General features: G+C 66.0%; 11 protein-coding genes. 9 read left to right on the plus strand and 2 right to left on the minus strand.

All coding sequences use genetic code 11. The features are described from left to right. Positions 1-171 precede the first annotated feature (171 nt). Positions 172-951 (minus strand): SDR family oxidoreductase, encoded by a 780-nt coding sequence (locus CFB24_RS10005; RefSeq protein WP_088520480.1) that lies wholly within the window; start codon positions 949-951, stop codon positions 172-174. Positions 952-1,288: 337 nt separating this feature from the next. Between CFB24_RS10005 and guaB the strand changes: the two genes are divergently transcribed. From guaB to CFB24_RS10040, 7 genes are all read left to right on the plus strand, one after another. Continuing rightward, positions 1,289-2,770 carry an IMP dehydrogenase gene (guaB, locus tag CFB24_RS10010; RefSeq protein ID WP_244593143.1) on the plus strand — a complete coding sequence of 494 codons (1,482 nt, stop codon included), beginning with the start codon at positions 1,289-1,291 and terminating at the stop codon, positions 2,768-2,770. A gap of 50 nt (positions 2,771-2,820) precedes the next feature. Next, entirely contained in the window at positions 2,821-3,309 is a 489-nt protein-coding gene (locus tag CFB24_RS10015; RefSeq protein WP_088520482.1) for a hypothetical protein, read from the plus strand. 55 nt (positions 3,310-3,364) lie between these two features. Then, the gene (locus tag CFB24_RS10020) at positions 3,365-4,303 is read left to right on the plus strand and encodes a radical SAM/SPASM domain-containing protein (protein WP_088520483.1); all 939 of its coding nucleotides are present in this window, start codon (positions 3,365-3,367) and stop codon (positions 4,301-4,303) included. Positions 4,304-4,389: 86 nt separating this feature from the next. Further along, a complete protein-coding gene (locus CFB24_RS10025; protein ID WP_088520484.1) occupies positions 4,390-5,382 on the plus strand; it encodes a glycosyltransferase in 993 nt (330 codons plus the stop codon). An 11-nt stretch (positions 5,383-5,393) separates the two neighbouring features. Then, positions 5,394-6,245 carry a glycosyltransferase family 17 protein gene (locus CFB24_RS10030; protein WP_088520485.1) on the plus strand — a complete coding sequence of 284 codons (852 nt, stop codon included), beginning with the start codon at positions 5,394-5,396 and terminating at the stop codon, positions 6,243-6,245. A gap of 11 nt (positions 6,246-6,256) precedes the next feature. Then, positions 6,257-7,198, plus strand: coding sequence for a glycosyltransferase family 2 protein (locus CFB24_RS10035; protein ID WP_088520486.1), 942 nt, complete (start codon positions 6,257-6,259; stop codon positions 7,196-7,198). 104 nt (positions 7,199-7,302) lie between these two features. After that, positions 7,303-9,306 carry an acyltransferase family protein gene (locus tag CFB24_RS10040; protein WP_088520487.1) on the plus strand — a complete coding sequence of 668 codons (2,004 nt, stop codon included), beginning with the start codon at positions 7,303-7,305 and terminating at the stop codon, positions 9,304-9,306. A 72-nt stretch (positions 9,307-9,378) separates the two neighbouring features. Here CFB24_RS10040 and CFB24_RS10045 read toward each other — a convergent pair whose 3' ends face one another. After that, positions 9,379-9,669, minus strand: a complete 291-nt coding sequence (locus tag CFB24_RS10045; RefSeq protein WP_088520488.1) for a hypothetical protein — start codon at positions 9,667-9,669, stop codon at positions 9,379-9,381. 163 nt (positions 9,670-9,832) lie between these two features. Between CFB24_RS10045 and CFB24_RS10050 the strand changes: the two genes are divergently transcribed. Further along, positions 9,833-11,128 (plus strand): RsmB/NOP family class I SAM-dependent RNA methyltransferase, encoded by a 1,296-nt coding sequence (locus CFB24_RS10050; RefSeq protein WP_088520489.1) that lies wholly within the window; start codon positions 9,833-9,835, stop codon positions 11,126-11,128. A 106-nt stretch (positions 11,129-11,234) separates the two neighbouring features. Next, entirely contained in the window at positions 11,235-11,642 is a 408-nt protein-coding gene (locus tag CFB24_RS10055; RefSeq protein ID WP_088520490.1) for an NADH:ubiquinone oxidoreductase subunit NDUFA12, read from the plus strand. Positions 11,643-11,651 lie beyond the last annotated feature (9 nt).

Genomic DNA, 11,651 nt, shown 5'->3' on the forward strand with positions numbered 1-11,651 from the left:
GATGGCGAAAGCTCAATTCGCCATCCTGTTCCCGGATCGGTTCAGCTTGGCATGAAAACGGAACCCGCCTTCACACGGAATTCCTGACAGTCTCCAAAAATCCCTTGCGGCGGCGCAAGTCCCCGAAGAATTCGCGCCACGCGTCCGTGTTGCGGTCGCCGCGCGCCCCCGTCAACCGGGAGACGCCGCCGAACCAGCCAGCAATCCGCCGTCGATATTCACCTCTGTTCCCGTCACGTAGGTCGCTTCGTCGGAAGCGAGAGTGACCGCGATCGCCGCGACCTCCTCGGGCATCCCAAACCGCTTCAGCGGCGTGTCGGCGACCAGCGCCCGCATCCTGGCCTCTCGATCGGGACCCGAGCCAAGCATCGGTTCCCAAATCGACGTCAGTATGGCCGCGGGGTGGATCGAGTTGCATCGAATCGTCCAGCCTTGCTGAGCGCAGTAGAGCGCCACCGTCTTGGTATGGTTGCGGATGGCCGCCTTCGATGAGGCATAGGCGCCGGCGAGCGGGATGCCGACCAGGCCGGAGCGCGACGAGATGTTGATGATCGAGCCGGCGCCTTTCCCCTTCATCGCGCCGATCGCGTAGCGACAGCCCAGAAACGTCCCGTCGAGATTGACCCGATGGACCTCCCGCCAGTCCGCGAGGCTGGCATGTTCAGGATCGTGGGCCGCCATGCCCTGTTCAAATCCTGTCACGCCGGCATTGTTGACCACAACGTCGGCCATGGGGACGCATCCGGCCAGCCGCAGCCAGTCGGCCTCCTCCCGCACGTCGAGCTTTTCAAAACGGCACCCGATTTCCGCAGCGGTCGCGGCGCCAGCGGTCTCGTCAAGATCGGTGACGATGACGCGCGCGCCTTCCTCATGGAAGCGGGCGGCGATCGCGCGGCCGATGCCTCGCGCGGCGCCGGTGACGACGCACGTCTTATTGTTCAGTCTTTGCATGATAGACTCGAAATGGATTCAGGTCGGCGGATGGCTCCGCTGGCGAATGTCTTGCCGCCTTAGCGGTGACGCTGGATCATTTCGAGAACTCCTGACGATGGACCTGTCTACGCAGATCCGGCGGGGCGGGCAACGCCGAATTGCCGCGAAGTTTGGAATCCCCGCGTGGAATGCCAGGGCCGTTTTTCCGTTTTCCATCCATTTCTATCGTTGCATCGAGCTCTTCCGCTCGCGCGCCACTTGGTTTGCGCCCGATGAGGTGCTATGAGCACCCGCCAACTCACCTCAACCGGCGCGACGCGATTTTCCGCGCACGGCGCCCAACCCGGAGCTGGCCTTGACCCAAATCCCCGTTTTGACCGAAGCCCTGACTTTCGACGACGTTCTGTTGCGTCCGGGCCATTCGGAGGTCATGCCCTCCGGCGTGATCATCAAGACGCGCCTGACGCGCGACATCACGCTCAACCTGCCGATCATCTCCTCCGCCATGGATACGGTGACGGAAGCGCGCCTCGCCATCGCTATGGCGCAGGCCGGCGGCCTCGGCGTCATCCACCGCAATCTCGAACCCGAATTGCAGGCCGAGGAAGTTCGCAAGGTCAAGCGCTATGAGAGCGGCATGGTGGTCAACCCCATCACCATTTACCCCGACGAGACGCTGGCCGACGCGCTCGCCCTGATGAAGCGCCATTCGATTTCCGGCATTCCCGTGGTGGAGCGCGGCGACAGCCTGCCGGGCAAGCTGGTCGGCATCGTCACCAACCGCGACGTGCGCTTCGCCGAAAATCCCGACCAGCCGATCTTCGAGCTGATGACGAAAAAGCTGGTGACGGTGGCCGAAGGCTTCGCCAAGGACGAGGCGCGCCGCCTGCTGCACCAGAACCGCATCGAAAAGCTGCTCGTCGTCGATGACGAATACCGCTGCGTCGGCCTCGTCACCGTCAAGGATATGGACAAAGCCACGCAATATCCGGAAGCCGCCAAGGATGAAGCCGGCCGGCTGCGGGTCGCCGCCGCCTCCACGGTGGGGGACAAGGGCTTTTCGCGGGCGGAAATGTTGATCGACGCCGGCGTGGACTGCGTCGTGATCGACACGGCGCACGGCCATTCGCAAAGCGTGCTGGATCAGGTCACGCGCATCAAGAAAATCTCCAACAGCGTCGGCGTGATCGCCGGCAATATCGCCACCGCCGAAGGCGCCAAGGCGCTGATCGACGCCGGCGCGGACGCCATCAAGGTCGGCATCGGCCCCGGCTCGATCTGCACCACCCGCATCGTCGCCGGCGTCGGCGTGCCGCAGCTCACCGCCGTGATGGAAGCCGCCAGCGAGGCGCGCAAGGCTGGCGTTCCCGTCATCGCCGATGGCGGCATCAAATATTCCGGCGATCTCGCCAAGGCCATCGCGGCGGGCGCCGAAGTGGTGATGATCGGCTCGCTGCTGGCCGGAACGGAGGAGGCGCCCGGCGAGGTGTTCCTCTACCAGGGCCGCTCGTTCAAGAGCTATCGCGGCATGGGTTCGGTCGGCGCGATGGCGCGCGGCTCGGCCGACCGCTATTTCCAGCAGGACGTGCGCGATTCGCTCAAGCTGGTGCCGGAAGGCATCGAGGGGCAGGTGCCCTATCGCGGCCCGGTCGGCCCGATCCTGCATCAGCTCGCCGGCGGCCTGCGCGCCGCCATGGGTTATGTCGGCGCGCCGAACATTCAGGAGTTCCAGCAGAAGGCGCGGTTCGTGCGCATCACCGGCGCGGGCCTGCGCGAGAGCCACGTCCACGACGTGGCGATCACCCGCGAAAGCCCGAACTATCCGACGGGGCTGTGAGCCGAATCGTCCTTGTGAGACATGGGCCGGTCGCATGCGACCGGCCTTTTTTGCCTGACCGCGAGCAATTCGTCGCGTTCTGCGCGGCTTATGAAAAATCGGGCCTCGCGCCGGGCGATCCGCAGCCGGGGCTCGCCGCGCTGTGCGAGGGGATGCGCCTTCTGGCCAGCCCGGCGCCGCGCGCGCGGCGATCGGCGTTGCGGCTCGCGCCGGAGGGCGATTGGCTGTTCGCGCCGATTTTCCGCGAGGAGGCGATGGTCCCTCCCGTTTTGCCGGGCCGCTGGCCGCTGCCGCTGTGGTTGGCCGCGGCGCGCGGGCGAGAATTGTGGTCAGGCGGGGCGGCGGCGCAACGCGAGGCGCTGCGGCGGCGCGCCGAACAGGCCGCGCGCATGCTCGCCGATCACGCGCCCTGCCTGCTGGTCGGGCATGGCTGGTTTAACCGCGCGCTCGGCGCGGCCTTGATCCGGCAGGGGTTCCGCGCCGACGGCCCCGCCCACGCGAGCGGGCCGTGGAGCGCGCGAGCCTATCGACCGGCCTGAGCGCGTCTGTTAAGACCCGCCGACCTGACCACGCCTCATCGCGGAAAGTGCGCATATGGCCACGATGGAAATCACCACCATGGCGGGCTGCCCGCTCATGTGTACATTCTGCCCGCAGGACGAGCTGAAGGCCGCCTATGGCAAGCTCAAGGACAAATATATGTCGCTTGAGACGTTCCAGACCCTGCTCGAAAAAATCCCCGCGCATGTCCGGATCGACTTTTCCGGCATGGCCGAACCCTGGGCCAATCCCAGGGCGACCGACATGGTGCGCGCGGCGCTGGAGCGCGGACGGCGCGTGGCGATCTACACCACGCTTTATGGAATCTCCGTCGAGGATTCGGCGTTGCTGACGCAGGATCTGCTGCCGCGTTTCGCCGCGCAGATTGAAGTCGTCTGCCTGCATCTTCCCGATGAATCCGGCAACATGCGCGGCTACAAAGGGTCCGACTCCTACCGCGCTGTTCTGAAGAATTTTCTCGACCTGCCGAACAACGGCTTTCCGGCCAAAACCCTTAACATCATGACCATGGACGGGTCGGGCCGCGTCCATCCCGATCTGCGCGACCTCGTTCCCGGCCTCGGCAAATGGACGGGACATTCGCGCGCCGGCAGCCTGGGCGAGGCGCAGGGCGAGAGGGTCGGCGCCAGCGCGACGCCGCGCAACGGTTTTGCGCTCGCCTGCGCCAGCACGCCGTTCTACGACCACAATGTCGTCCTGCCGAATGGCGACGTCGTGCTGTGCTGCATGGATTACGGCCTGCAGCATGTCATCGGCAATCTGCTGGACAGCGGCTATTACGATCTGTTCGCCGCGCCGGAACTGAACCGGCTGCGCGTCGAGAATCAGAAGCCCGGCTTTTCCGCCTGTTCGATCTGCAAGAGCTGCGACAATGTCGTCAACGCCGACGCGCCTGAGGCGCGCGAGATCAAGTTCCGCGACGTGCGCCGCTATTTCGGCCGCAAAATTTCCGCGCTGTTTGGCCGCGCCTGAAACCTGAACGCTTTTGCGCCGGCCGCGACTTCTGCTAGGAAGCCGCACGGCCTTGGCCGCAAATCCCGTTCGCAGCGCGGCGCCCCATGCACATCCTTCTGGTCCATAACGCCGTCATCCCCGTCTTCGCCTATGGCGGCACCGAGCGCGTCGTGTTCGACCTTGGCAAGGCGCTGACCCAACTCGGCCACAAGGTGACGTTTCTGGTTCGCCCGGGGTCGCATTGCGATTTCGCCGATGTGCTGCCGCTCGACCGGAAGAAACCGCTCAAGCCGCAGATTCCGCGCAATGTGGACATCGTCCATGTCCAGACCCTGCCGGAATTCGACGCCGACAATGACTTCGACCCGCCGTTCATCATGACCGAGCATGGCAACGCCACCACGGCGCCGACGCACCGCTTCCTCAATACCGTGTTCATCTCGAAGGATCAGGCGGCGAGGCACAATTCCGATCAATACGTCTATAACGGCCTCGACTGGGACGCCTATGGCCCGGTCGATTTCGCCCATCCGCGCAACGCCTATCACTTTCTCGCCAAGGCGGCGGCGCCGGAGAAGAACGTGCGCGGCGCCATCGACATCGCCCGCGCCGCCGGCGTGCGGCTGGAGGTGCTCGGCGGGCGCCGGCTCAATTTCAAGCGCGGCTTCCGGTTCACGCCCTGGCCCAGCATCGGCTTTCACGGCATGGTCGGCGGCGCGGAAAAGGCCCGCCTGCTCAACGAGTCGCGCGGCCTGATCTATCCGGTACGCTGGACCGAGCCGTTCGGCCTGGTGGTGATCGAAAGCCTGTATTTCGGCTGCCCGGTGTTTTCGACGCCCTATGGCTCGCTGCGCGAACTGGTGACCGAAGACGTCGGAATCGTCTCGACCTCGCAGGCTGAACTGGTCGCGGCGGTCAAGGCCAACGCCTTCGACCCGCGCCGCTGTCACGATTATGCGCGCGAAACTTTCAGCGCCCTGAACATGGCGAAAGGCTATCTCGAAAAATACGAGATCGTCGCCAACGGCGGCAAGCTGCACGCGCGCCAACCCTGGCTCACCGACAAGAGCACGGACATGCTGCCGTTCAACCCGTAATCGGATCCCGCATGATCTTCGACGGCTTCACCTTCTTCAACGAACTCGACATTCTCGAAATCCGCCTCCACGAAATGGCGCCCGTGGTCGACCGCTTCATTGTGGTCGAGGCGCGCCAGACGTTTCAGGGGGCGCCGAAGCCGCTGGCGTTCGAGGAGAACAAGGCGCGGTTCGAAAAATTCGCAGACAAGATCATCCATGTCGTCTGCGACTTTCCCGACGACGTTCGGAGCCTCTACCCGAAAGCGGAATCGGAACATTGGGCGCGCGAATATTTCCAGCGCGACCAGATCGCGCGCGGCCTCGCCGGCGCGAAGCCGGACGATCTCGTGATCGTCTCCGACGTCGATGAGATCATCAGCGCGGACAAGTTGCGCGATGCGCTGGCGCGGCGCCGCCCTCGCGAACTCACCGTGTTCGAAATGGCGTTTTACCGCTACGCGCTCAATCGGCGCATGAAGGGCGAGATGTGGGACCGCCCGCGCATGTTGGAGGTCCGGGATTTCACCACGGCGCAGGACGTGCGCAATCTCGTCTATTACGCCTCGTCATTCCTGAAAAAGATCGGGCTGTGGCAGGCCCACGCCCGCCGCCGCAACCGCCGCCGCTGCGGGATAGACTGCCCGATCCGCGCGGTGACCGACGCGGGCTGGCACATCTCCTCGCTTGGCGGCTGGCGGGATTATCGCGAGAAACTCGACGCCTTCGCCCATGTCGAGGAAAAGGCGAAGGCCGCCTATCTCGATGAACTGGCCTATCTCAAGCGTCTCGAAGACACGACGGAGGTCGTCCCGCTGGCGGCCATGCCGGCCTTCGTGCGGGAGAACCGCGAGAGATTCGCGCCTTACCTCGCCGCAGTTTAAGGAAACGCCCCATGCAGATTGTCGCCGGCCCGGACGAAACGCTCACCGTCGCCATCGTGCATTACAACACGCCGGATCTGACCGCGCGCTGCCTCGACTCGGCGCTCCGCGTGTTGCGCGCGGGCCTGCCCGGCGCCTTCAAGATCGTGGTGGTGGACAACCGCTCCGAGAATCATAATTTCGAAGCCCTCCGCGCCGCCGTCGCCAAACTCGACGCGCCCGAAGAACTCGTGTTGATCCGCAATTGCATCAACGCCGGTTTCGGCCTCGGCTGCATGATGGCGCTGAATCATTCCGCCGGCCGCTATATCGCCTTCGTCAACAGCGATACGCAATTTGACGGCGACTGTTTCTCGCCCCTGATCAAACATCTGGAGGCGAACCCCGACATTGGCGTGATCGGCGCGCAGCAACTGTCGGCGGCGGGCGAGCCGGTTCGGTCGTTCGGCTTCAACGAAAGCTTCCTCACCCGGCTGAAATTGCGCCGCAAGCACGATGTCTCCGTGGTCTCGCGCGCGCCGGTCGACGTCGATTATCTCTTTGGCGCCTTCATGCTGTTCCGCCGCGAGGCTTTCGCGCAATGCGGCGGCTTCGACCCGACCTTGTTCCTGTTCTACGAGGAAATGGACGTCTGCCAGCGCCTGCGCGCCGCCAGTTGGCGCGTGGTGTTCTTCCCCGGCGCCGCCTATCGCCATCTCGGCCAGGGCAGCGTGCGCGCCATCCCCGACACCAAGCCCGAATCAGACCTGTCGTTGTTCTACGTGCTGCGCAAGAACCAGGGTTTTTGGGCGTGGCGGCTGATGGCGCTGTCGAAACTGGTCTCCTATGGCCTGCGTGCGCCTTTTAACGCGCGCGCGCGGCTGCTGCTGCGCCGTCTGGTCGCCATGGGACCGCCGCAGGCGCTGTCGCTGCGCGCCCGCGAAACCTGCAATTTCGATTATGTGAATCGCTGAATCCGCCCGAAATCTGCTTTGCGGCGCGCATGTTCTCCTGTAGAGCGGACGCGCAAGGCCCATTCCAAGGCCAAAAGTAGATTGACTGAGGGTTCAGTTTCGTTTTGGCGATCGAATACCGTGCCGAAATTGACGGCCTGCGGATGGTCGCCGTCCTGCCCGTGGTGCTGTTCCACGCCGGCGTCTCCACGCTGCGCGGCGGATTCCTCGGCGTGGACGTGTTTTTCGTCATCAGCGGCTATCTGATCGTCAGCATCCTCGCGCGAGAGATCGCCCGCGGCGAATTTTCGCTGCTCCGCTTCTACGAACGCCGCGCCCGCCGCATCCTGCCGGCGCTCTATGGCGTCATTCTGGCCTGCGCGCCTTTCGCCTGGCTCTGGCTCTCACCGGCGGATTTCGTTCGCTTCGGCGAAAGCGTGGTCGCCACCGCGCTGTTCGGCTCGAATATCTATTTCAACGACAAGATCGGCTATTTCACGCCGGATGTCGAAACCTATCCGCTGATTCACACCTGGTCGCTCGGCGTCGAGGAGCAATTCTACGCCGTCGCGCCTGTGCTGCTGCTGCTGGCGTTCCGCTTCGGGCGGCGCGGCGCCTTCGCCATGCTGCTGGCGGCGACGCTGGCCAGTCTCGCCGCCGCGCAGGTCATGTCGGCGCGGGATGCGCAGGCGGATTTCTATCTGCCGCACTACCGGGCCTGGGAGTTGGGGCTGGGCGGGCTGATCGCCCTGGCGCCGCCCAAAGCGTTACTGCGCGGCCGGGCGTTCCGCGAAGGCGCGGCGCTGCTCGGCCTGCTGCTGCTGGTGGGCGCTTTTCTCGCCCTCGACCGGGACATGCGGATGCCGAACCTGTGGGCGCTCGCGCCGACCGGCGGCGCCGCCCTCATTATCGCTTTCGCGCGCGGCGACACCTGGGTCGGCCGGCTGTTGAGCCTGCGTCCGTGCGTCGCCGTCGGGGCGATCAGCTACAGCGTCTATCTCTGGCACCAGCCGCTGTTCGCCTTCGCGCGCGTCGTCAAGGATGGCGCGCCGCCCGCCCTGACAATGGCGGCGCTGACCATGCTGACCTTCCTCCTCGCCGCGCTCTCCTGGCGGTTCGTCGAACGGCCGTTTCGCGCCCGCTCCGGCTTGACCCGCCGCGCCGTCTTCGCCGGCGCCCTGGCTTGTGGGCTCGTTTTGGTCGCGGGCGGACGCATCGCCGCCATCGCGCATGGTTTTCCGGCGCGCTCGCCGGAATTCGCCGCCATCGCCGAATGGGAAAATCTTTACGCCCATCGCGCCATCGCGTGCCAATCGGACGCCCGCAAGCAGATCCCGCCGGAGCAAGCGTGCCTTTTCCCGGAAAACGGAGCTTCGCCGCATTATGCGCTGCTGGGCGACAGCCACGGCGGCATGTTCGCCGACGCCCTGGGCAAGGCGCTCGGCGCGCGCAGCGAAAGCCTGCTCGACCTGCGGTCCTCGGGCTGCCCGCCCATCCGCGGCCTCGTCTTTTCCGACAGCGCCCGCCGGACTTGCGCGGCTTTCAACGAACGCGTCTTCGCGCATCTGAGCCCGCGCGCCGATGTCGGCACATTGATCCTCGCGGCGCGCTGGGCGGTGGCCTTTGAAGGACAGCTCTCCGCGCCGCCGGGGCGCGAGGCTGACGGGCGCGCGCAGCCTGCGGACGCAAACGGCGTGCTGCTGCAACCGCCAGAATTATACGAAGCCTTGGGCGCGCTCTACCGCGCCCAGATTCAGGCTTGGCTAAACATGGGACGCCGAGTCGTCCTGGTCTATTCGACGCCGGAAGCGCCGTGGAACGTGCCCCGGCGCGTGGTTCACAACAGCTACGCCGGGCGTCCCTTCGGCCCGGCGCCGCTGTCGATCGGCTATGACGCCTATCTCGCCCGCGTGCGCAACGTCCATGCGCAGCTCGACCGAATCCCCGACCATCCCAACCTGTTGCGCGTCCGGCCGGAGGAGATTTTCTGCAACGGCGCCGCGCCCGGCGGCTGCGTTGTGGAGAGCGACGGCAAGCCGCTCTATTATGACGACAATCACCTTAACGACATCGGCGGCGCCATGCTCGCGGACGCCGTGGCCCAGGCGATGCGCGGTCGCGGATGGTGAGGCCGCCGGCGGGCCGCCCATAAAAACGCCGCCGAACATTCGGCGGCGGCGTGGCGCGCGCGAAAGTCCGGCTCACCAGTAATAATAATAATGGCGATGCCAATGACGGCGATAGTGCGGCCGATAGTAGTGGTGCGGGCGGTGATAGTAATGATGCCGGCGATAGCACGGACCCCAGTGCAGGAAGCGGCCGGTATAACGATTGTAGCAATAAAGCCGGGTCTTTTCGGTCAGGTCGGGCGCGGCGGTCTGTCCGGCCAGCGACGAAGCGGCGAGCGGGGCGGCTTGAACCGTTTGCGGGGTCAGGGCCGGCGCCGCGACGCCGAGCACCACGGCGAGCAATAAGAAACGAATGAGACGCATCGGGCAACTCCTTCGAAATCGGAGCGGCGTTGCTCGTCGCCCCGGCGCAATCTGCGCCCGGGCCGCGCTCAAGGCAAGCCGCGCGGGCCGACGATCGCGAGAGGAATGGTTGCGCGACGGGCGGCTTCGTGAAAAGACAAGCGTCCCTCCGCAGAGCCGCCCCATGCATCCGTCCGCCCGTATTTCCGCCGCCATCGAAATTCTCGAAGATCTTGAAACCCGCCGCCGTCCGGCCTCCGACGCCTTGAAGGACTGGGGGCTGTCGCACCGCTTCGCCGGCTCCAAGGATCGCGCCGCCATCGCCTCGCTGGTTTACGACGCGCTGCGCCGCCGCGCCGGCGCGCGCTATTTGATGCAGTCAGAGGCGCCGCGCGCGGAAATGATCGGCGCGCTGGCTTTGGCGCGCGACATGACCGCCGACGAGGTCGAAAGCCATTTCTCGGGCGTCGGTCACGCCCCCGCGCCGCTGACAGACGAGGAACGCGCTCACTTGCGCGCGAAGAATTTGGCGGACGCGCCCGACTGGGTTCTCGGCGATTATCCGGAATGGCTGGCGCCGCATTTCGCCCGCGCCTTCGGCGACGAGGCTGTGGCGGAGGGCAGGGCGCTCGCCGCCCGCGCGCCGCTCGATCTGCGCGTCAACGCGCTGAAGGCGACCCGGCCGGAAATGCTCGCCGAACTGGCGCATCTCGGCGCCCAGACCTGCCGCTTCGCCCCGTTCGGCCTGCGCATCGCCCAAGGCGCCGCCGGACGCGGCGCCGCGCTCGACGCCGAACCGGCCTACGCGCGCGGCATGGTGGAGATTCAGGACGAGGGCTCGCAGGTCGCCGCCGCTTTGTGCCGCGCCGCGCCCGGCGAAAAGGTTCTCGACCTCTGCGCCGGCGGCGGCGGCAAGACGCTGGCGCTCGCGGCGGCCATGGACAACCAGGGCGAGCTGTTCGCCACTGATTCCGATGGCCGCCGCCTCACGCCGATCTTCTCCCGCCTGGAACGCGCCGGCGTCAAGAATGTCACGGTGCGCGCGCCGCGCGGCAAGGCCGATCCCGTCGCCGATCTCGAGGGCGCCTGCGATCTGGTGGTGATCGACGCGCCCTGCACCGGGGTCGGAACCTGGCGGCGCAATCCCGACGCCAAATGGCGCACCCGCCCGGGCGCGCTGGAGCAGCGCCAGGCGGGGCAGGACGAGGTGTTGCGGCGCGGCGCCCGCCATGTTCGGCCCGGCGGCCGTCTCGTCTATGTCACCTGCTCGCTGCTCCGCGAGGAGAACGAGGACAGGCTGGCGGCCTTCCTCGGCGAAAACGCTGATTTCTCCTGCGAAAACGCGGCGGAAACCCTGAGCCGCGCGGGGCTGGAGGGGCTGGACGGCGCCGCTTCGCCGCACGGTCCCGGCCTCAGGCTGACCCCGGCGCGCCACGACGTCGATGGCTTCTTCGTGGCGTTGCTTCAGCGCAACGGCTGACGGGCGGCGCGCCGTTCTCCCTCTCAAGTGTCGCTGGACATCGGCGCGCGGCGCGGCCATAGTCCCGCGCGAAAGTTTCTCGGCCCGGCACAATTGGATTCGCGCGATGAAATGGCTCCTGCAGCTCTTCACCTGGTGGAACGAGCAGACCCTGTCCACTCGTATCCACACCTTTTTCCATGGCGAGCGCGTGGGCCAGGATGAGTTCGGCAACACCTATTACCGCTGGAAGAACGGCAAGATCGATCCGGCGCTCGGTTTTAATCGCCGCTGGGTCATCTTCAAGGGCGTCGCGGAAGGCTCCAAGGTTCCCCCGGGCTGGTACGGCTGGCTGCACTATCTGACCGATGAAACCCCGATCAGCGCGCCCTATACGCCGCGCCAATGGGAAAAACCCTATATCCCCAACCAAACCGGCACGCCGAATGCCTGGCGCCCGTCGGGATCGCCGCTCGCCGCTGGCGTGCGCCAGCCTGCGGGCGGCGATTATCAGGCCTGGTCGCCGGACGCCTGAGCAGGCGCC

Source organism: Rhodoblastus acidophilus, assembly GCF_900187365.1.
Taxonomy (GTDB): domain Bacteria; phylum Pseudomonadota; class Alphaproteobacteria; order Rhizobiales; family Beijerinckiaceae; genus Rhodoblastus; species Rhodoblastus acidophilus.